This window comes from Nocardioides sp. LMS-CY, from assembly GCF_018732145.1.
Classification (GTDB): Bacteria; Actinomycetota; Actinomycetes; order Propionibacteriales; family Nocardioidaceae; genus Nocardioides; species Nocardioides soli.
The window spans coordinates 4,890,042-4,909,888 of record NZ_CP076104.1 but is presented as its reverse complement, the minus strand read 5'-3'; the positions used below and the strand labels follow the sequence as shown (position 1 = coordinate 4,909,888).

Below are 19,847 nucleotides of genomic sequence, written 5' to 3'. Positions count from 1 at the left end.
CCCGACGGCCGGAGCCGAGCCTCAGCGGACGACGACCACCGTCTTGAGCCCCTGGCGGGACTCGGCCAGCTCGAACGCCCGGGGCGCGTCCGCCAACGCGATCCGGTTCGAGGCCAGCGCCTCGAGGTCCACGCGCCCCTCCTCGGCGAGGCGCAGCGCCCGGGGAAGGGCGTTCCCGGTCCGCTGGGCGAAGTGGACGGTCAGGCCCTTGCGGCGCGCCACGACAGTGGAGATGCCGATGCGGTCGGCGGCGGGGATGCCGACGACGACCACGCGGCCACCGGGTCGGGCCACCCGCAGCGCGGTCGCCATCGACTCCTCGCCGCCGGCGACGTCGAAGACGACGTCGGCCAGGCCTCGGGCGCCCTGCGCCACCAGCGCGTCGACGTCGTCGCCCGGGCCCACCGCCGCGTCGGCGCCGAGGTCGAGGGCGGCGGCCCGCCGATGGGGCAGCGGCTCCACGGCCAGCAGGTGGCCGGCGCCGGCGAGGCCGCCGAGCCGGACCAGGAGCAGGCCGATCGGGCCGCAGCCCACCACCGCCACCGTCGAGCCGACGCCGACCTGTCCCAGCTCGACGGCGTTCAGCGCCACCCCCAACGGTTCGAGCAGCGCGGCCGCGACGTCGGAGACCTGGTCGGGGACCGGGTGCAACAGCCGCGTCGGCCAGGCGACGTACTCACGCATCGCCCCGTCCGTGGCGCCGTGCCCGGCGAAGCACGCATCCGGACACAGATTGCCGAGACCACCGGCGCAGGTGTCGCATCGCCCGCACGGGTGGTTGGGATCGACGGCCACCCGCAGCCCGTCGAGCTCCCCGCCCAGCACCGTGCCGGAGAACTCGTGGCCGAGCACCAGCGGGCGCCCGATCCGTGCCGCGGCGATACCGCCCTCGGCGTACCAGTGCAGGTCCGAGCCGCAGATGCCGACCGCCGACACCGCGACGAGGCTCTCGCCGGGCCGAGGCACGGGCCGGTCGCCCTCGCCCACCCGCACGCTCCGTCTCGCGAACAGTCGAGCCTCCAGCAAGCGGTCACCTCCGACGACGGCTGAGGGATCGGGGTGGTCCCTCGCCCGGTGCGACACATTCTCGGGCACGGCGCCGGGCCACGGGCCCGATCGGCGCAGACCGCTCGGAGTGACCCGCGCCGGCGTACGTCGTTGACGGGTCATGCCCATCCGCCTGATCGTCGTCGCCCTGCTGGCGAGCCTGCTCGCGCCCCTGCACCCGGATGCGGTCGCGGCCGCGACCATGCCCCGGTTGCGGGTCGAGGTGCTGTCCAACCGGGCCGACCTGGTCAGTGCCGGCGACGCGCTGGTGGCGGTGTCGGTGCCGCGGGGCGTTCGACCCGGAAGCGTCACGGTGACCGCGGGCCGGCGGGACGTGACCGCGCGCTTCGTCCGGACCGGCCCCCGCGCGCTGACCGGCCTGGTGACCGGGCTGCGGGTCGGTGCGACCACGGTCCGGGCGTCGGCCGCGGGCGCGCGCACGGGTCGCATCGAGATCACCAACCATCCCAACGGCGGGCCGGTGTTCTCGGGACCGCAGACCCGCCATTACCGCTGCCAGGAGACGGCCCGCGACCGCAGGTGCAACGAGCCGGCGACCTACGACTACCTCTACCGGTCCACCGACCCGCTGCGGACGGCGCTCCAGCCCTACGACCCGGACCAGCCGCCCACGGACGTCGCGACGACCACCACCGACGCCGGGGTGACCGTGCCCTTCGTCGTACGCCGCGAGCGCGGCTTCCAGGACCGCGACCGCTACACCATCCTCACGCTGTTCCAGCCCGGCCGGCGGTGGACGGCGACGGCGCCGCAGGAGCAGTGGAACCACAAGCTCCTCGTCACCCACGGCGGCGGCTGCGGTGCGTCGTACGCGCCGGGCGAGCCGCCGCTGGTGGACTACTCGGGCACCCTCGACGGCGTCCCCGGCGTCACGTCGAGCTACCTCGCCGCGCTGGGCCAGGGATTCGCGGTGCTCTCGACCGCCCTCGACAACACCGGCCACAACTGCAACGTCGCGCTGAACGCCGAGTCCGTGCTGATGGCCAAGGAGCGGCTGGTCGAGCGCTACGGCCGGCTGCGCTACACGATCGGCACCGGCTGCTCGGGCGGCTCGATCGCCCAGCACACCGTCGCCAACGCCTATCCGGGCATCTACCAGGGGCTGATCACGACCTGCTCCTACCCCGACACCTTCACGGCCGGCGCGCAGTTCGCCGACTACCACCTGCTCCGTCTCTACTTCGAGGACCCGTCTCGTTGGGGACCGGGCGTGCTCTGGCTGCCGACGCAGATGGCGCAGGTCGAGGGACACCTGTCCCACCTCAACGCAGTCGTCGCCGACGAAGGGCTCTTCAAGTCCGCGCTCGACCCCGAGCACGACTGCGTCGGCACGGTCCCGTCCGTGCCGGGCGACCCGTCGACGCGCTACGACGACGAGACCAACCCGGGCGGCGTCCGCTGCTCGGTCCTCGACCTGCTGATCAACCAGCTCGGCCCGCGGCCCCGGAGCGCCTGGGGCGCCGAGGAGAGCCGGGTACGCCGCGGGTTCGGGGGGCTCCCGTTCGCCAACACCGGCGTGCTCTACGGGCTCTCCGCGCTGCGTGCCGGGGCGATCACCCCGGCCCAGTTCGTCGACCTCAACGTCAAGATCGGCGGCATCGACGTCGACTCCCGGCCGACGGCGGCGCGGATCGCCGGTGACCCGGCCTCGATCCGGCGGGCCTACCGCACCGGGCTGATCAACGAGGCCGACCACCTCGACGAGGTCGCGATGATCAACCACGGCGGCCCCGACCCGGGCCTCGCACACGACTACGCGCACGCGTTCTGGACCGAGGAGCGACTGCTTGCCGACCAGGGTCACACCGGCAACCGGGTGATGTGGTTCGGCCCGGTGCCCCTCATCGGCGACGTCGGCTGGGCGACCGAGGCGCTCACGAGCATGGACGCCTGGCTGGCCGCGATCGAGGCCGACCGGTCCCGCCGGCCGCTGGCCCGCAAGGTCGTCGCAGACCGGCCGGCCGACCTCACCGACCGGTGCGTCGTCGGCGCGCTCGCGCAGCTGTGCGACGTCCGGGAGCTCCAGGTGCTCCAGACCCGGCTGTCGACGCCGCGCCAGGAGGCCGGCGGTCCGCTCGCCAACGACGTCGTCGCCTGCCGCCTGAAGCCGCTGGACCGTGCCGAGCTCGGCGCCCCGCTCCCGTTCACCGACGCCCAGTGGGCGCGGCTGGCCGCGGTCTTCCCCGCCGGCGTGTGCGACTGGTCCCGGCCCGGGCGCGGGCAGGGACCGGCCCGCACCTGGCTGCGGTACGACGCGCGCGGCGGCGGCCCGGCGTACGGCGGCCGCGAGCTGCCGGCGCTCCCGGCCCGCTCCGCGACCGGTGTCGTCAGCCCGTCGTGGCGCCCGATGCTCCGCCGGTGAGGCCGCCCACCAGCTCGGAGACCTCCGTCGCCCAGGGCCCGAGCTGGGCCGGCGAGACCCGCTGGCGCAGCTTGGCGTACTCCTCGACCACCGCGGCGAGCAGTTCGACCATGCCGATCGGCCGGTCCCGTCCGGCCGCGAGGAAGGCCGCGCTCAGGGCGGCGTTGCGGATCGAGCCGCCACTGATCTCGAAGGAGCGCGCCAGGTGGTCGAGGTCGACGTCGCCGCGCGGCGCGTCGGCCAGGCAGCGCTCCCAGATCCGCACCCGGTCGTCGGGGCTCGGCATCGGGAAGGAGACCGTGGTGTGGATGCGGCGCAGGAACGCGTCGTCGATGTTGCCCTGGAAGTTCGAGGTGAGCACGACGAAGCCGTCGTAGGTCTCGAGCCGCTGTAGCAGGTAGGAGACCTCCATGTTGGCGTAGCGGTCGCGGGCGTCGGTGACGGCCGAGCGGCTGCCGAAGAGCGAGTCCGCCTCGTCGAAGAGCAGCAGGTAGTTGCCGGCGTGCGCGGCGGAGAAGATCTGCTCGAGGTTCTTCTCGGTCTCGCCGATGTACTTGCTCACCAGCGCGGACAGGTCGACGCGGAAGAGGTCGACGCCGAGCTCGTGCGCGATCACCTCGGCGCTGGTGGTCTTGCCGGTGCCGGAGTGGCCGGAGAAGAGCGCCACGACGCCCGGTGAGGGGTAGAGCGGCAGGTGCCACTCGTCATGCACGCGCGCCCGGTGCCGGTAGCGGTCGACCAGGGCGCGGAGCTGGCGCTCCTGCGGCGGCGGCAGCACCAGGTCCGACCACGTCGCCCGGGGCTCGACCCGCCGGGCGTGCTGGAGCAGCGACCCCGAGGCGAGCCGGCGCAGGGCGCGCACCGGGTCGGTGTCCGCGTCGGCGACCAGCTCGAGGGACCGCAGCTGGCTGGCGCTCGGACGCCGCGCCGGCAGCTCGGCGTCGCCGAAGACCGCGCTCCACTCGGCGGCGTCGACCTCCGGGCCGGCGGCGACGACCTCGGTCCAGCGCTGCCGGGGGAGTGACTCCAGGGCCACCGGCTCGGCCGCGCAGACGGCGATCGGCAGGTGTCCGGCCCGGTCGATCCACCGCCGGGCGAGCGGGCCGATCGGCTCGGCGCGCTCCTCGGAGCGCGGCGGCAGATCGAGGACCAGGCCGGCTCCCACCACCGTCGCCTGGGCCACCAACGCCTCCCAACCCCGCTCGTCGGGCGGGGGTACGGCGACCAGGAAGGCCACCCCGGCGGTCCGGTCGGTCGCGGCCTGGACCCGGCGTACCCGGTCGGGACCGCTGACCAGCACCCGCTCGCCCCCCGCGGCCCGGTCGGCCGCAGCCACCGAGACCTCGAGGTCCGCCGGGAGGTCGGGGTCGAAGGAGAGGTCGCCGACCAGCGCCCACGCCACCCGCCGGGCCAGCTGCACGGTGCTGCCGCCGAGCGGGCCGCCGCCGACGACCCGCACCAGGGCGGCGCGGCGCAGGGGCGCGTCGTCACCGACCGCGGTCACCGCGTCGTCGCTGAGCATCGAGCGCAGCATGCCGACGGTGAGCGGTCCACCGAGGAGCTGCCCCACCGCCTCGTCGAGCTCGGCGGCGGCGGCGAGGGCGAGCACCGTGGCGTCCGGCTCGGCCAGGCCGGCGTACCGCGCGATGCGTCCGAGCACGGTGTCCTGCTCCAGCTCCGCGAGGAGGTCCTTGCGCGCGTCGGCGATCAGCGGCTCGTACGCCGCCGCCACCTCCTCGCGGGTCGGTCCCTGCCGCTCGGGCCGACCGGCGAGGCGGTCGAGCTCGCCCGGCAGCAGCACGCCGTCGCTCTCCCCCTGCAGGCCGCCCACCAGGGCCGTCCGCTCCGCGAGCAGGCGGCCGAGGCGCTCCCAGGCCTGCCCCACCCGGTCAGCCTCGTCCGCTGGCGGCGGTGAGCTTCTTGGCGATCAGCGTCTGCCTCGCGGCGAGCACCGCCTTGAGCTGGTCCGTGGTCCGGGACTTGAGCTTCGACCGGGCGCCGCCGTCGAACGCCTCCTGGAGCTCGACGATGATCGCCGACTGGTCGATGCCTCCGAGGAGCTCGCGGACGAGCAGCGGCGCGAGCCGGTCGGCCACGGTGTTCGGCAGGTGGTTGTCGAAGATGTGGGCGCCGAGCACCTTGACCGCGAACGAGTTGGAGTTGCCGCCCCAGAAGAGGCCGATCTCCAGTGCGTCGGACAGCAGCTGGTGCACCTCGCGGTCGGAGCTGTCCGGCCCGTTCGGCAGCTCGTCGAGGAGCGCGCGCTTCAAGGCGGCGTCGCACTCGACGTCGAGGGCGATGCGGCGGTTCTCGCGTGCCGACTGGTGATAGGTCTTCTGCCCGTGGCGGCTCTTGTCGTACGTCGGGCCGCGCTGGCCGGACTTCGCGTCCCAGCTCTCCTGCAGCTTGCCGTCCTTCTCGGCCTGCTTGACCGCCTTCTGCACCTCGGTGAAGCGGCTGACCGTCGCGTCGATCTCGGGCTTGGAGAGCAGCCCGGTCAGGGCGGCGCGGATGTCGGCGGGCGTGATCTGCAGGATCTTCTGGCCCATCTCCTTGTCGATGTACTCGGGGAGCCCCTTGTAGTTCTGGGCGCCCTTGTAGTCGACGGAGGTCATCTTGCTGCCGAAGGCCATGTCGAGGTCGATGCCCGTGACGCCGGTGACATTGCCCTTGCCGTCGTCCTGGACGAAGTAGTTGCCCATGTGGCGGTCGAGCTGTCCGCAGATCGCGTCGAGCAGCTGGAGCTTGTTGAGGCCGCGCTGGAGCACGGGGTCGTAGAGGTCGACCGATCCGGGATCCTTCTCGTCGCCCGCGACGTGGTACTTCACGTCGACGGCCTTCGTGCCCTTCGAGCTCTCGAGCACGGTGCCGAGGACGCTCTTGCCGTCCCCGTTCTTGTGCACGGCGAACTCGGCGCGTGCCGTGACGCCGGCGTTGAACAACTGGTCGAGGCGGTAGAGCGCGATCGACCGAGCGCCGTAGTTGGGGTCGACCTGCCGGATCCCGACCTCGGTCTCGTGCCCCTCGGACTTCGCGTTGAAGCCCTTGTCCTCCTTGAAGAACCCGGACATCTCGCCCGACTCGGTCTTGAAGTGGAGCTCCGAGACCTGGTTGACCTGGCCGCCGTCCTGGCGACCCGTGCCGGTGACCTGGTTCGTGCTGAGCCCCAGGGAGCTCAGCCACCCCTGACCGTCCTTCGCGCTGAGCAGCGAGACCTCGTGGCCGACGCGCGGATCCAGCAGGGCCACGGCCTGGCGGCGCCCGGACTTGGTGCGGTCGTCCTCGGTGCGGTTCTCCTCGATGTCGTTGTTGAGACCGCCGAACCGGGACCGCTCGAACTTGGCGTCCTCCTTGGTGCTGTCGTTCGACTTGCGCCAGTCCTTGACCGCCGACTGGATCTTGGCGAGCAGCTTGAGCATGCCCGGCTTGGCCTTCATGAGGACCATGGGGTCGGGGTTCTTGCCGCCGGCGAGGAGCTTGGTCTCCTCCAGCTCGTAGGCCTTCGTGCCGGCGACGATCTTGTCCCAGTTGGTGAGGAGCCCGATCGCCTTCCGGAACTTCCCGGAGGTCATGCCGCCGCCCTGTTGCTCCAACGCCTCGGCCGTGCCGCGCAGCTTGCGGCGGGCCGGGCCGCCCTCCTGCACCGTGTGGGCGAGCTCGTGCGCGAGCGTGTGCCGGCCGGCCGCCGAGGTCGGGTCGTACTCCCCGCGCGCGAAGAAGATGTCGCGCCCGGTGGTGAACGCGCGGGCGGACATCTGCCGGCTCAGCTCGTCGGCGCGGGCGTCGGTGTGGATGCGCACGTCGCCGAGGCTGTGGCCGAAGCCGGCCTCCATCTCGCGGCGTACGCCGCTGTCCAGCGCGGACCCGCCGCCGCGCGCGGACTCGATCGCGCCGGTGGCACCCTCGTCCAGCGTTCCGCCCGCCGCCCCGATCGTCCCCGTCGTGCCGGCGGCCGGCGCCCGGCGCACGCCGTCGTCGTGGCCGCACCCGGGCGCGTGCTCGTGGCGCTCCGCGAGCCTGCCGAGCACCCGGGCGGCGACCGCGTCGGCCTCCAGCTCGGCGCGGTCGTCGGCCGCCCCGACCTCGAGCGACCGACGCACCGGGGGAGCGGGCTCCGCCTGCTCGCTCCGGTCGAGCAGTGCGGACATCGCTCGACCTGCCGGCAGCTGCGCAGCGAAGGTGGCTCGGCGCACGGGGATCCTCCAGGGGGCTCGGGGCGGCGACCACGCTAGCGAGCGGACGCCCCTCCTCACACCCGAATGGGTGAAAAGGGCTGGTCGGTCTGGGCCACTCCGACCCCAGGGTGCCCCGGCCCGATCCGGGTGGTTGACGGCGGCGGCAGCGTCGGGGAACGTTCCTCCATGGAGCGCGTGCCCCACGAGAACGTCGCCACCGTGCTGGTCGACCCAGGGGTGCTGCACGAGCTCGAGGTGCACCTGATGACCCTCGACCTGCGGGTCTGGCCCATCGCCACCGCCCCGATCTGCGCCGACGGCCCGCGTCGGGCGTTCCAGGAGCGGCGGCGGCTGCTGATGGCCCGCCGCGGCGCCTGGGACCACGCCGCCGACTGGACTCCGGTCTGGATCTCCTTCGGCGACAGCTGGTACGACGGCGCCGAGCCGCTCCCGTGGGCGGCCCACCAGACCCTCTACCGCACCCTGGAGCAGTACGCCGAGCGGGTCCGCTACCGGCCCGGCCTCGGCGGGGTGCCGCGGCTCGCCGTACCTCGGGAGCGCATCGCCTGACGCCGGGGGCGGGGCCGGATGTGACGAGGGCCCCGCCGGAGACCGGCGGGGCCCTCGCTGCAGGTTCGGAGCCCTGCGTGCTCGTGGGCAGGGGCGGGGTCGAACCGCCGACCTTCCACTTTTCAGGCGGACGCTCGTACCAACTGAGCTACCTGCCCGAGCGACGCACACCCTACAGGAGCGTCCGCCGACCGACGAAAACCGGGCGTCCGAAGGTCGGGTGGGATTCGTGCGACGTGCCGTCCCGCCCTATGCTGCTGGGTGCGTCTGGCCCCCATCGTCTAGCGGCCTAGGACCCCGCCCTTTCACGGCGGTAGCGCCGGTTCGAATCCGGTTGGGGGTGCGAGCGCCACGGCCACCGGCGCCGATTGGGAAGCTGGGTGGTTCGTGGGTTAGAGTTCCACGGCTCCAGCAATGAAGCACCAGCACCACACCTGGCCCCGTAGCGCAGTTGGTTAGCGCGCCGCCCTGTCACGGCGGAGGCCGCGGGTTCGAGTCCCGTCGGGGTCGCCATTGAAAGGCCCTCTGATCAGCGGAAACGCAGTCAGAGGGCCTTTCGCCTGCAGAAGCCCTGCAGAAGCCGTGCAGAATCTCGGTGCAGCGGCGCGAGAGGCGGAGGTTGGCCGGGTCCGGATGCCCGTCGATCTGCAGAACGCCGGTTGCGAGCACCTCCCCTGGCAGGCTGGCGACTGCCGGCTCCGCCCTACGTCTCCGGCCTCCTTGCCGAGTCGCGCAGAAGGTTGCGCAGTAGGTCGCGCCGAAGCCTGTGCGGAGCTGGTCGCCGATCGAGGAGGGTTCCGTCCGGTGCGGTCGTCGCCGCCTACACTCAATCCATGACCGCGCACCGCGACGAGCTCATCCACCTGATCGAGGGTCTGCCCGACGATCAGGTCGAGCTCGTGCTCGCGGACGTCCGGCGCCTGGTCTCACCGACGCCGGTCGGAGAGTGGCCGCCGAGGTTCTTCGGCATCGGCGAATCTCGAGATGGCCGCACGGACAACGCACGACGTGTCGACGAGGTACTCGCTGAGGGATTCGGCGCCCGCCGGTCGTGATCATCTGCGACACAGGCCCGATCTTCGCCGCGGCCGACCGCAGGGACGCCGACCACCATGCGTGCGTTGAGCTGTTCACCGGACTTCGCCTGGCTGGTCGACGGCTGCTGTTGCCGCAGACCGTCATGGCCGAGGTCGGCTACATGTTGGAGGCCAAGGTCGGAACCTTCGTCGATTCGGTTGCCAATGGGAGCTTCGAATTGGTCAACCTGACCCGGTCGGATACCGCGCGCATCGCTGAGCTCGTGGCTCGCTACGACGATCTCCCGCTCGGTACCGCGGATGCGTCAGTGATCGCGCTCGCCGAGCGGTTCGGTGTCGCCGAGATCGCGACGCTCGATCGCCGGCACTTCCGAGTCGTCCGCCCTCGCCATGTGGAGGCGTTCCTGCTGCTGCCGGAACTCTCGCCCTGAGAGCCAAGGCTCGAGATGCGTGCTGACCCGCGCAACCATCGGCGGGGACCGGCCCCGTCACGGCGGAGGCCGTGGGTTCGAGTCCCGTCGGGGTCGCTCAGCCGAGATGGCGAGAGGATGCCCCGGACCACCTGGTCCGGGGCATCGTCCATTTCCGGGCCGGACGCCGGGCCGCCGCGCTTCGTGCGACCCGCCACAATGGCGCCATGCCGGTGGAGATGTCGCCCGAGGACTTCGACGCGCTCGTCGACCGCGCCCTCGACGGGATCCCGGACGAGATCGCCGCGCTGGTCCGCAACGTCGTGGTGCTCGTGGAGGCCGAGCCGCCCGAGGGCGAGCCCGACGACCTGCTCGGCCTCTACGACGGCATCGCGCTGACCGAGCGCTGGGGCGACCCGATGATGAGCCTGCCGGACCGCATCTTCATCTTCCGCAACCCGCTGCTCGACATGTGCGGGAGCGTCGAGGAGCTCGAGGACGAGGTCCGGATCACGGTCGTGCACGAGGTCGCGCACCACTTCGGCATCGACGACGACCGGCTCCACGACCTGGGCTACGCGTGACCCGGCCCGCGTCGTACGCCGCGGGTCACGAGGCGCTGCTGCGCGGGCGCGCCGAGGGCGCGTTCTTCCACGGCAGCGGCGCCTCGCCGCGCTCCTGCCGGACGAACTCGCTGAGGAACCAGCGCTGGAAGCGCTGCTGACCCGGCGTCCGGGCGAGGGAGAGCAGGCGCTCCTCGCGGCAGAAGGCGTCGGCGAGGTCGAGCAGCTCGATGAACCGGCCGATCGTGGCCGCGGTCTCGCGCGGCATCGCGACATGCAGGTCGGCGGCGGCCGCGCCCGAGGCGAGCGCCTGCTCGATCTGCTCGGCGCCGATGCCCTCGCGCAGGTCGCGCTCGAGCGAGCCGAAGAGGTCGGAGAGGTCCTTGGCGAGTGGGTAGTCGGACTCGTGGGCGAGCGCGAGCAGCCGCACCTCCCGCCGCAGCTCGCGGTAGTGCCGCTGGAACTGCACGAACGACCGCAGGGGTACGCCGACGATGTCGATGTGCATCTCGTCGGGCGATGGCTCGGGCTTGGTCGGGGGCTGGTGGCCGGTGATCCTGCCCGCGACCGGCACCCCACCGGGCCGGGTGGCCGGAGCGAACCAGACGGTCTTCCCGTCGTCCTCGAGGTCGACCCCCCACGCGGTCGAGCAGCGGGCGACGATGCCGAGGCCGCGGCCGAACGTGAGCAGCACGTCGTCCTCGACCCGTACCTCGTCCGTCGGCATGACCGGCTGCTCCACCGACCCGTCCTGGACCTCCACGCGCGGGTGCTCGCGCGTGCCCCGGACCCGCACGGTCAGCTGCGGCTCGGCGTGCAGCAGGGCGTTGGTGACCAGCTCGGAGACGCCGAGCTCGGCGCACTCGGCCAGGTCGTCGCGGCCGATCTCGTGGCAGGTGCCGACCACCCAGCGGCGTGCGTCCTGCACGCTGCGGGGCCCTGGACCCAAGGACAGGGCGGGCCTGTTCAGAGGCACGGTCGTCTCCACGAGAGGCTCATGAGGGCATGCTTGATCACGGCAGTGCCGCTGACGGCTCGTCTACCCCCGCGAATCCGCACCGAAACCTGGCCCGTGGGGCCGATTCCGGTGGTCCAGACATCTGGTCGGCACGGAACTGGTCGTCGGCCGTCGCTGTGACGGACCAGACCCGGCGGGAATGGCCCGATCCGGGCCGCGACCGGAACAATGGGCACGGCGGAGGGTGTTCTGACAGCACGGTCCACAGCGGTAGTGAGAGGTTCACGATGGCAACGCAGCCGAGCACCGAGGTCGTCGAGCAGCCGAGCGGCAAGCACCGGGTGGTGGTCATCGGCTCCGGGTTCGGTGGGCTGTTCGGCACCAAGGCGCTGCGGCACGCGGATGTCGAGGTGACGATGGTCGCGAAGACCACCCACCACCTCTTCCAGCCGCTGCTCTACCAGGTCGCCACCGGCATCCTGTCCCAGGGCGAGATCGCCCCGCCGACGCGCGAGATCCTCAGCGGCCAGCGCAACGCGCAGGTGCTGCTCGGCGAGGTCACGGCGATCGACCTCGACGCCCACACCGTGACCTCCACGGTCCTGGGCCGCTCGACGATCACGCCGTACGACTCGCTGATCGTCGCCGCCGGCGCCGGCCAGTCCTACTTCGGCAACGACCGCTTCGCCGAGTTCGCACCGGGCATGAAGAGCATCGACGACGCGCTCGAGCTGCGCGGGCGGATCTTCGGCGCCTTCGAGCTGGCCGAGATCGGCGCCAGCCGCGGCGAGAACGTCGACCACCTGTTGACCTTCGTCGTCGTCGGCGCCGGCCCGACCGGCGTCGAGATGGCCGGGCAGATCGCCGAGCTCGCGCACCGCACCCTCAAGAAGGACTTCCGAGCGATCAACTCGCGGCACGCACGGGTGATCCTGGTGGACGCCGCGCCGCAGGTGCTGCCGCCGTTCGGCAGGAAGCTCGGCGAGAAGACCAGGTCCGAGCTGGAGAAGCTCGGCGTCGAGGTCGTGCTCGGCGCGATGGTGACCGACGTCGACGAGCGCGGCATCGCGATGCAGTTCAAGGACGGTCGCGTCGAGCGCATCGACAGCGTCACCAAGATCTGGGCCGCGGGCGTCGCCGCGAACCCGCTCGGCCGCACGCTGTCGGAGCAGACCGGCGCGCCGCTGGACCGGGCCGGCCGGATCGCCGTCAACCCCGACCTCACCCTCCCCGGACACCCCGAGGTCTTCGTGGTCGGCGACATGATCGCGCTCGACAACCTGCCGGGCGTCGCGCAGGTGGCGATCCAGGGCGCCAAGTACGCCGCCAAGGAGATCGACCGCCGACTGCGGTCCAAGCCCTCGCTGGGCCCGTTCAGGTACTTCGACAAGGGCTCGATGGCGATCATCAGCCGGTTCCGTGCGGTGGCGCTGATCGGCCGGTTCCGGTTCACCGGCCTGATCGCCTGGCTGATGTGGCTGGCGCTGCACCTCATCTACATCACCGGCTTCAAGAACCGCCTGACCGCGCTGCTGCACTGGTTCGTCTCGTTCATCGGCCGCGGCCGGTCCGAGCGCACCACCACCGAGCAGCAGATCTTCGCCCGCAGCGCGCTGGGGCGGCTCAAGCACGGCGCCGCCGACCTGGTCTCCGACCCCGGGGCGTACGACGCGGCCCGGGCGCTTCTCGAGACCACGCGTCGCGCGGAGCTCGAGGAGCGAGCGGCCGAGGAGGCCCGGCTCACCGACTCCGGCGTGCGCGGCGTCCGCGTCGAGCACCAGGTCGGCTGACCGCTACTCGGCGTACGACGGGGGCGTCTCCGCGGCGTCCCCGGTCGGGAACGCCAGCTCGCGCGCCCAGCGCGGCAGGATGAACAGGCCCTCCGCCTCGACGGTGACGCCCTCGGCGTCCTCGATCCGGCCGTGCGCCCAGGTCTTGATGCCCTCGGTGCGCTCGATCCAGGCCTCCGCCCGCAGGTCGCCCAGGGGCGTCGCCCGCCGGTAGTGCAGGGTGAGCGTCGCGGTCATCCCGGGGCGACCCCCGGCGCCGGCCGCCTCGCCGAGCATCTGGTCGAGGATCAGCGCGGACACGCCGCCGTGCACCAGGCTCGGCGGGCCCTCGTACGCCGCGCCGAGGTGGAACTCGCACCGCACCCGGCCGGTGCTCTCGCGCTCGATGGCCAGCGGCGGGGCGATCGCGTTGCGCAGTCCCACGACCGAGTTGCCCCACGGCCGACCGTGGCCGGTCGCGTTGAAGCGCACGCCGTACGGGCCGTCGAGCTGGGAGCGCCGCAGCCGCGCCACGATGTCCTCGAGCTCGGCCTGCACCGCCCGGATCTCGTCGTCGTCGACCTCGGTGCGGATCGTCGCGTCGACGAGCTCCCGCACGACCTCGGTGAACGGCCCGTAGAGCCCCACCTCGTGCTCGATCTGCTCCGGGGTCATCTCGTCCTGCTGGAATCCACCCACCGCTCGATCCTAGAACACGTTCCATTTGATGGAATCGGAGCCATGACCTCCCTGGACCTTCCCGACGTCGCCCTCGCCGCCTCCTGGGCGGAGGCGATCGGCGAGTTCCATCGGGCGGGCGAGCAGCACGTCCACGGTGCGGGGCTGTGGGAGTTCGAGACGCTCGACGTCACCGAGGACGGCTGTCGCGCCGTCGTCGAGCACCTCGTCGCGCAGGCCGATCCGGCCACGCCGCTGCCCGACGACAAGGTGCACTGCACCTACTTCTGGATCACCGACCGCGACGGGCCCGACCGTGAGGTCGTCGGCTTCCTGGCGCTGCGGCACACCCTGAACGCCTGGCTGCTCGAGGAGGGCGGCCACATCGGGTACGGCGTACGCCCCTCGCGCCGTCGGCAGGGCCACGCGTCCCGCGCCCTCGCCCTGGCCGTCCACCGGGCCGCCGACCTCGGACTCGACCGCGTCCTCGTCACCTGCGACGACGACAACGTGGGCTCGCGGGGCACGATCGAGCGCGGCGGCGGGGTCTACGAGGACACCCGCAACGGCAAGCGCCGCTACTGGATCGACACCGGGCTGACCCGCTCCTGATCCGGTCCGGAAATGGAGTGAACCGCCGGCGTCTCGGGTCACCGACGGTTCAACCTCGCAGAGGCTATGCGCTCCCGATCGTCGTGGGTAGTGCCCGGGGCAAAGCCTGGGGTGCGCCTGGCCCGTTCGGAGGACGGCGGCTTCGCCGGACCCTGGGGTCGCCCGCGGTCGGTGGGCCCCGTGGGACTCGAACCCACAACCCGCGGATTAAAAGTCCGATGCTCTGCCAATTGAGCTAGGGGCCCGGGGGTTCTAACTTTCAATCGACGGAACCCTCTACGGAACCCTCTACGGAACTAGAACCCGGCCGAGAGCCTACTGGTCGGCCTCCGAGCCTGAGGCATCCCGGTTGCAACGCGGTCCTGGCGCAGAGCGAAGCACCGCGCTCAGTAGGAGGGTCTGCGCCGCACCCAACGCGCCGCCTTCGGCTGCCCGCTGTTCTACGCGAGAAGGAACCAGGAGATCAGCCTGACGTTGTGGCGAGCATGTCCACCGTGGTGTCGAGGTCTGTGTGGCTACGCGTTCGACGCGACAGATCCGTTGTCGCGCGTCACGTGTCCCGCCCGCTGACACAGCGAAGTGGCCGCAAGACGTGAGGATCAGTCATATCGTGTGCGCCGTGACGAAGGTGTTCGTGAGCCACGCGTATGGCGACAAAGACTTCTGCGACGGGTTCGTCGACAACGTACTGATTCGCGGCATCGGACTTCATCCGAAGACGGACATCTTCTACAGCAGCGAGCGCGACACGGGTGTGCCGACCGGAGCCGACCTGCTCCCGTTCGTGCGAAAGGAGGTTGGCGCGTCGACGTTGGTCATCGCAATCGTGACGCCGCTGTACCCCACTCGCCCGGTCTGTGTGGCGGAACTCGGTGCGGCCTGGGGCAAGGCCGGAGACCAGCACTTCTTCCCGCTCCTCGCCCCTGGGGTCGCCGTCGGTGACCTGGACGGGGTATTGCCGTCGACCCTTTGCTCGGCGATCGATGATCGAGCGGCGCTGATGGAACTCTATGAGCGGATCAAGACGCTGCATGGCGCGCCGAACGACAGCGCTTCGTACTCAGTGGGCGTAGAGAAGTGGTTGGCAAGCGTCGGACGCCTTGCAGTAGATCTCACCGATCCCGAGGTGCCGCCCTCGGTAAGCGAGTACAAGGCGCTTTCAACTCGGCTGGATGCGGTAGTTCAGGCCCTTGCGGAGTCGGAGTCCCAAGTCGAGGAGTGGCGCCGCAAGTGCGAGCAGGCGCTTGAGGCCAAGGACGCGGCCGAAGCACGCGTGATCCTCGTGGGCGACGACGTCCGCGCGCAGATCGAACATGCCGTCAACGAACATCAGGAGACGATCGGCGATCTCGGCTCTGATGCTGCCGCTGACGTGATCTTTGACTACCTTCGCGGAGAGGTAACGCCGTACCCGAATCCCATGGAGGTGGGGAGCGACTACCGTGACGACTTCGACACAGCCATCAAGCGGCGCCTTGTTCGTGACGATGGCGACAACTTCTTCTCGCCGAACACAGACAAGCGTGCCGTAATGCGCGCTGTGGAGCGAGCCCAGGAACTTCATGACCTTCTGGAACGGATTCACGACGACGAGCAGAACGCAGCGTGGTTCTTCGACGAGTATCAGGTCGAGCCTGACCTAGGTGACCTAGATGCCTGGAAGCGCCTTCGGAAGTAGCCGACAGAGGCGCACCGGCAGGACGGTCGCCAGGCCGCCGCTGCTTCCGCCTCAGAAATCGGTGAAGTCGTCGTCGTAGTCGTCTTCACCGAGAGCAGGCGAAGACTCGGGCGGCAGGTTGAGGAAGTCGTACACCTTGCTGATGTCGTAGTAGGGGCCGTTCTTCTTGTTCTTGACCTTGCCCATGAGCCGGAGCGCTGCGATGTCGCCCCGGTCCTTGAGTTCCTTGCGGATGCGCCAGCGGGTGGCGGCGGAGCCTTCGAGAGCAGGCTGGGTGATGCCGATGCGGATGGTCAGGTTCTTGAGGTTGTTGCTGGAGGACGCGCTGGCAGCGCCCTTTCCGCCTTCGCCTCGGTAGCAGAGGCGCCACGTCGCGGCGCTGCCTCCGGCAGCGAGGTGTCGGTCGAGGCATTCGGCGAGCAGGCGGGCGGCGAAGCGCGTGAGGCGCGCACGACGTTGGGTGGACCATGTGTTGACGCCGGGCAGAAGCACGGTTGTCGGTGCGATGACCGAGTCGAAGTCGACGGGCTCAATCGAGGTCGTCTCCATGGGGTAGGCGCCGGACTCGGCAAGTGCGTACTGGTTGGCGACGAGCAGGTAGCGGCCGCCCCTGTGTAGGGAGTGCACGGCGGACGAGCGGGTGAGCAGAACCTCGTCGTCGTGGAGGGGGCGGCGCTTGCTGCCGTGCCGGGGCGCGACGGTAGGAAGCGTCTCGACGAGGTCGTAGGGACTCTGGGGGTCGTCGCCGTGGCGGACCTGGGCGGCGAAGACGATGGCGGCGATGGTGTTCTTCGCCCGGTGCAGAGCGTTCGCACCGCTGGCGGTGGTGAAGGTGGTGATACTTGCGATGCCGGTGACGTCGGTGATGACCTTGCCTGCTTCACGGCGAAGGTCCTCCACGGTCTCTAGCCCACGGCGACGTGCCGAGGCGAGGACGTCTTCGAGGTCGTTGCCGAGGTCGAGGTCATCCAGCGTGTCGTACTCGTCCCACCAGGCGACGGCCTCGTCGGCGGCCTGGGTGAGCGCGATGACGACCGCGTTCGTGACCGGGACGCGCTGCTGACGGGCCTTCTTGGCGGTGGTGGTGCGGGTGGAGGCGGCGGTTGTCATGGGATGCTCCTGAACGGTTGTGTCCGGGCTTGCGATACCGGACGGGTCTGAACTGACACGTCCGGTATCGGCACCTCCGAGGCGACAAATGCTCCGATACGAGAGCGCTCGCCACAGCCGTCAGCCGACGACGCCGTCCGAGGTCGGCAGCCCCTTCAGGGCGGCCTGGCGACCGAAGGTCCACCAGGTGATGGCGTTCATCGTGAAAGCAGCGGCGACTTGATCGACGTACTGCTCACGGGAGCGCTGCCGCATCGCGTGCTGCTTGTGCTTGAGCGTCGCCTTGTACCAGGCGTTGACGCTCTCGGCGTTGTTGCGGGTGCCGAAGATGTCCCAGAAGCGCCGGTCCTCCACACCCAGGGGACGGAGGTCGTGCATGGCACGCTGCGGGCCGCTCGCCGGTCGCCCATTGGCGATGGCGATGGGCTCCCAGACAGACTCGAAACGGTGGGCGCCGTGCTCGGCGTCGGCGCACGGCAGTTCCCAGGTGGTCGGGACCTCCCACACTGGGGCGGCGTCGCCGAGAAGGGTCTCGGCTCGTCGGGGGATGGCGCGGACGGCGCGTGCAGGCTCGCGCTTGTAGATGGCGCCGTCGGCAGGGTCGGTGTAGGTGTCCCAGAGCACGCCGCCATCGACCCACAGGTCGTGGACACGGCAGCACGCCTTGACCGTCTCGGGGAGCGGCTTGAAGCGGTGAAACTTCGAGCGAGTCATGCTGCGTTCCCCGCTGACCCACTGCACGGTGGTGCCGAGCGGTAGCCGACGACTCTGCGCGTGCGCTTCGAGCGCAGCCTCCGAGGTGATCTCACGCGCGGTGTGGCCGTCGGAGGTCCTGTTCTTCGTCCCGTTGGCTCGAGCGACCGGCTTGGTGACGACCAGGACGTTGTAGAGGGCGGCGATGCGGTGCAGGTCCTTGCCGGAGAGGGCCTTGTCCCACACGACGGTGTGCAGCCGGTGCCCGAGGCGCTTGATGAGGTCTTCGACCATCGCGGTCGCCGTGATGCTCTCCCCCTGGATGGTCTGGCGCACGGCAACGATGACTCGACCCGCGTCGGTCCAAGTGCCGATGAAGACGTTGTTGATGCCGACGACGCTCTTCTCGTCGACCTCGCCGTAGCGCAGGCAGACGTCCTGGACGCGCGCCTTTCCCTTCGCGGCGCGGCTTGCGGAGTACACCCAGGTCTTGGCGTTGGGGTCCCAATGCGGGGCGACCTTGCTGTACGGCTGCACCCAGGTGCCGTCACCGAACACCGAGCAGCGCCGGTCGGGGTTGGCGAAGTCGGGCAGGCCCGCGTCCTTGGGGAACTGTCCCTGGCGGAACGCCTGTCCGATGGAGACGCTGGTGAACTGCTCGGAGAGGCGGGCGAGTGGGTCGTTCAGGTCGGTCCAGTCGATGAGGACCTCGCCATGTTCCTTGCCCTCCGGGAGCACGACGACGCCGTCGTACTGGGCGAGACGGCGCACGTACTTGTCCTGGACCGGACCGCTGGGCGGCTTGAACGGGATGTTGACGTCCTTCTTCACCAAGGCGCGGTACTGGTCGCAGCAACGGTCCCAGACTCCCCGGCCCTGGAGAGCGTGGAGCGCTGCATTCTGACTGGCGAAGACGCGGGACGCCATGAGGATGAGGAACTGCATCAGCGGCGGGTAGGTGTACGACGCCCCGGCGGGGACCTCGTGGAGCAGGCCCTCGTGCTGGACGGAGGCGATGGGCTTGAAGGTGAAGATCGCGGTGAGGCGGTCCTCGTCGTTGAGGTCGGCGAACGGACGGGTCTTGGCGTTGTAGGTCATGCGCCGGGTATCGGCGTGATTCCGACACAACCGGTCGCTCGTCGAGAGACCGCGTTCCCGGTTTCGTCGAGCCGCGTTCCCACGGCCCAGAGACCGGACGTCCTGTCCACCTCGACGTCTAGCGTCCATCTCCGTGACCAGCACAAACGCCGCCGCGACGCCTGCAGGAGCACCTGAGTCGGGGCCGACTCTCGCTGACCAGGTCGAGGTTGCCCTGAGTGCATGGGAGACCGGCGGCGAGTTCTCCGAGCAGACCCTGCTGCGCACCACCGAGACGGTCCGGCGCTTCGCGAAGCGACTGGTTGTGTCCGGCGTGCGCCGGGCGGAAGACATCACCACGAACGACTGCCTGGGCTTCATCGACGCCATCACCAGACACGGCACACCGCCGGAGTTGACCACTCGCCACGCGCGCCGTGTCGCGGTTCGGATGCTGTTCCGGACCTGGCGCGAACTCGGGTACGAGGTCGGCGACCCGACCCTCGACCTGGAACTCCCGGCGAGGACCAGTCGTGCCGCACGGCCACTGGCCGAGGCCGAAGTCGTGCTGTGCCGTGCCGCCGCCCGTCTCGGGGCTGCGGGCGGCACGTCCCTGCAGCGGGCGGTCTGCTGGGCACTCGCCGAGGCCACGGCGGTCACGAGCGAGGTCTCCGCCATCCGGCTGTGCGACCTGGACTCGCTCGACGCGCCACGCTTCGTGGAACTTCCCGGCACCCGCCGGGTCGACGCCCGCGTCGGGGAACTGACTGACTGGGGTGCTGCCGTGGTCGCCCGCCAGGTCGCCCTGTTCCGCGAGCAGGGTCTCCCGGTGACGACGCTGCTCACCTACCGGGGTCGCGGCAAGCCGGGCCAGCACGTCGCACAGGCGGCGGTGTGCAACGCCATCGGTGCCGTCCTCGACGCCGCCGGGCTCTCCGGTGAGCAAGATGTCCGGCCCGCCAGCGTCCGCAACTGGGCAGGCAGGCGGCTCTACGACGCGGGCATGCCGCTGGAGCGGGTCGCCCGCCGCCTCGGGTCGCGCACACTCGACGCTGCCGCTGAGGACCTCGCCCTCGAATGGCGGTGA

Annotated in this window: 16 protein-coding genes and 4 tRNA genes; 11 read left to right on the top strand and 9 right to left on the bottom strand. The window is 70.9% G+C overall.

Annotation, left to right across the window (positions count from 1 at the left end; genetic code table 11):
* Window positions 1-21: 21 nt before the first annotated feature.
* On the bottom strand, window positions 22-987 hold the full coding sequence (locus KM427_RS23240; protein ID WP_215525477.1) for a zinc-dependent alcohol dehydrogenase: 966 nt from the start codon (window positions 985-987) through the stop codon (window positions 22-24).
* A 181-nt stretch (window positions 988-1,168) separates the two neighbouring features.
* On the opposite strand from KM427_RS23240, the gene KM427_RS23235 reads away from it, so the two are divergent.
* Window positions 1,169-3,430: a DUF6351 family protein gene (locus tag KM427_RS23235; protein ID WP_215525476.1), complete on the top strand. Its 2,262-nt coding sequence runs from the start codon at window positions 1,169-1,171 to the stop codon at window positions 3,428-3,430.
* Here KM427_RS23235 and KM427_RS23230 read toward each other — a convergent pair.
* Together KM427_RS23230 and KM427_RS23225 are read right to left on the bottom strand one after the other, a co-directional pair.
* A complete protein-coding gene (locus KM427_RS23230; RefSeq protein ID WP_215525475.1) occupies window positions 3,396-5,315 on the bottom strand; it encodes an ATP-binding protein in 1,920 nt (639 codons plus the stop codon). The two genes, KM427_RS23235 and KM427_RS23230, sit on opposite strands and share 35 nt — an antisense overlap.
* A gap of 4 nt (window positions 5,316-5,319) precedes the next feature.
* Window positions 5,320-7,578: an eCIS core domain-containing protein gene (locus KM427_RS23225; RefSeq protein WP_215525474.1), complete on the bottom strand. Its 2,259-nt coding sequence runs from the start codon at window positions 7,576-7,578 to the stop codon at window positions 5,320-5,322.
* Window positions 7,579-7,791: 213 nt separating this feature from the next.
* Here KM427_RS23225 and KM427_RS23220 point away from each other — a divergent pair, with 213 nt between their 5' ends.
* Entirely contained in the window at window positions 7,792-8,175 is a 384-nt protein-coding gene (locus tag KM427_RS23220; protein WP_215525473.1) for a hypothetical protein, read from the top strand.
* An 84-nt stretch (window positions 8,176-8,259) separates the two neighbouring features.
* On the opposite strand, the gene KM427_RS23215 is transcribed toward KM427_RS23220, so the two are convergent.
* Window positions 8,260-8,333 (bottom strand) — tRNA-Phe (locus KM427_RS23215).
* Window positions 8,334-8,445: 112 nt separating this feature from the next.
* Between KM427_RS23215 and KM427_RS23210 the strand changes: the two genes are divergently transcribed.
* The 5 genes from KM427_RS23210 (at window position 8,446) to KM427_RS23190 (ending at window position 10,206) form a co-directional block, all read left to right on the top strand.
* Window positions 8,446-8,518, top strand: a tRNA-Glu gene (locus KM427_RS23210).
* 93 nt (window positions 8,519-8,611) lie between these two features.
* Window positions 8,612-8,688 (top strand) — tRNA-Asp (locus KM427_RS23205).
* A gap of 320 nt (window positions 8,689-9,008) precedes the next feature.
* Complete coding sequence (locus KM427_RS23200; RefSeq protein ID WP_183592112.1) at window positions 9,009-9,230, top strand: hypothetical protein; 222 nt, start codon at window positions 9,009-9,011, stop codon at window positions 9,228-9,230.
* Window positions 9,227-9,643 carry a type II toxin-antitoxin system VapC family toxin gene (locus KM427_RS23195; protein ID WP_215525472.1) on the top strand — a complete coding sequence of 139 codons (417 nt, stop codon included), beginning with the start codon at window positions 9,227-9,229 and terminating at the stop codon, window positions 9,641-9,643. The genes KM427_RS23200 and KM427_RS23195 overlap by 4 nt, the downstream gene beginning before the upstream one ends.
* Window positions 9,644-9,849: 206 nt before the next feature.
* Window positions 9,850-10,206, top strand: a complete 357-nt coding sequence (locus KM427_RS23190; protein ID WP_183592110.1) for a metallopeptidase family protein — start codon at window positions 9,850-9,852, stop codon at window positions 10,204-10,206.
* A gap of 25 nt (window positions 10,207-10,231) precedes the next feature.
* Here KM427_RS23190 and KM427_RS23185 read toward each other — a convergent pair whose 3' ends face one another.
* A complete protein-coding gene (locus tag KM427_RS23185; RefSeq protein WP_252274796.1) occupies window positions 10,232-11,113 on the bottom strand; it encodes an ATP-binding protein in 882 nt (293 codons plus the stop codon).
* 317 nt (window positions 11,114-11,430) lie between these two features.
* Here KM427_RS23185 and KM427_RS23180 point away from each other — a divergent pair, with 317 nt between their 5' ends.
* Entirely contained in the window at window positions 11,431-12,933 is a 1,503-nt protein-coding gene (locus KM427_RS23180) for an NAD(P)/FAD-dependent oxidoreductase (protein WP_215525471.1), read from the top strand.
* Window positions 12,934-12,936: 3 nt separating this feature from the next.
* Here KM427_RS23180 and KM427_RS23175 read toward each other — a convergent pair whose 3' ends face one another.
* Window positions 12,937-13,611: a PaaI family thioesterase gene (locus KM427_RS23175; RefSeq protein ID WP_215525470.1), complete on the bottom strand. Its 675-nt coding sequence runs from the start codon at window positions 13,609-13,611 to the stop codon at window positions 12,937-12,939.
* A 42-nt stretch (window positions 13,612-13,653) separates the two neighbouring features.
* Between KM427_RS23175 and KM427_RS23170 the strand changes: the two genes are divergently transcribed.
* A complete protein-coding gene (locus KM427_RS23170) occupies window positions 13,654-14,202 on the top strand; it encodes a GNAT family N-acetyltransferase (RefSeq protein WP_215525469.1) in 549 nt (182 codons plus the stop codon).
* A gap of 172 nt (window positions 14,203-14,374) precedes the next feature.
* Here the strand turns inward: KM427_RS23170 and KM427_RS23165 are convergent.
* Window positions 14,375-14,447 (bottom strand) — tRNA-Lys (locus KM427_RS23165).
* Window positions 14,448-14,821: 374 nt separating this feature from the next.
* Here KM427_RS23165 and KM427_RS23160 point away from each other — a divergent pair.
* Window positions 14,822-15,880, top strand: a complete 1,059-nt coding sequence (locus KM427_RS23160) for a toll/interleukin-1 receptor domain-containing protein (protein ID WP_215525468.1) — start codon at window positions 14,822-14,824, stop codon at window positions 15,878-15,880.
* A 51-nt stretch (window positions 15,881-15,931) separates the two neighbouring features.
* Here the strand turns inward: KM427_RS23160 and KM427_RS23155 are convergent, their stop codons facing one another.
* Window positions 15,932-16,990 carry a hypothetical protein gene (locus KM427_RS23155; protein ID WP_215525467.1) on the bottom strand — a complete coding sequence of 353 codons (1,059 nt, stop codon included), beginning with the start codon at window positions 16,988-16,990 and terminating at the stop codon, window positions 15,932-15,934.
* A 120-nt stretch (window positions 16,991-17,110) separates the two neighbouring features.
* The gene (locus KM427_RS23150) at window positions 17,111-18,925 is read right to left on the bottom strand and encodes a hypothetical protein (protein WP_215525466.1); all 1,815 of its coding nucleotides are present in this window, start codon (window positions 18,923-18,925) and stop codon (window positions 17,111-17,113) included.
* Here KM427_RS23150 and KM427_RS23145 point away from each other — a divergent pair.
* Window positions 18,915-19,847 (top strand): site-specific integrase, encoded by a 933-nt coding sequence (locus KM427_RS23145; protein ID WP_215525465.1) that lies wholly within the window; start codon window positions 18,915-18,917, stop codon window positions 19,845-19,847. The two genes, KM427_RS23150 and KM427_RS23145, sit on opposite strands and share 11 nt — an antisense overlap.

Bases quoted from the DNA above. Each gene is read 5' to 3' on its own strand.
- KM427_RS23235 (WP_215525476.1), top strand. From the start codon at position 1,169: ATGCCCATCCGCCTGATCGTCGTCGCCCTGCTGGCGAGCCTGCTCGCG.
- KM427_RS23225 (WP_215525474.1), bottom strand. From the start codon at position 7,578: ATGTCCGCACTGCTCGACCGGAGCGAGCAGGCGGAGCCCGCTCCCCCG.
- KM427_RS23220 (WP_215525473.1), top strand. From the start codon at position 7,792: ATGGAGCGCGTGCCCCACGAGAACGTCGCCACCGTGCTGGTCGACCCA.
- KM427_RS23200 (WP_183592112.1), top strand. From the start codon at position 9,009: ATGACCGCGCACCGCGACGAGCTCATCCACCTGATCGAGGGTCTGCCC.
- KM427_RS23190 (WP_183592110.1), top strand. From the start codon at position 9,850: ATGCCGGTGGAGATGTCGCCCGAGGACTTCGACGCGCTCGTCGACCGC.
- KM427_RS23180 (WP_215525471.1), top strand. From the start codon at position 11,431: ATGGCAACGCAGCCGAGCACCGAGGTCGTCGAGCAGCCGAGCGGCAAG.
- KM427_RS23170 (WP_215525469.1), top strand. From the start codon at position 13,654: ATGACCTCCCTGGACCTTCCCGACGTCGCCCTCGCCGCCTCCTGGGCG.
- KM427_RS23155 (WP_215525467.1), bottom strand. From the start codon at position 16,990: ATGACAACCGCCGCCTCCACCCGCACCACCACCGCCAAGAAGGCCCGT.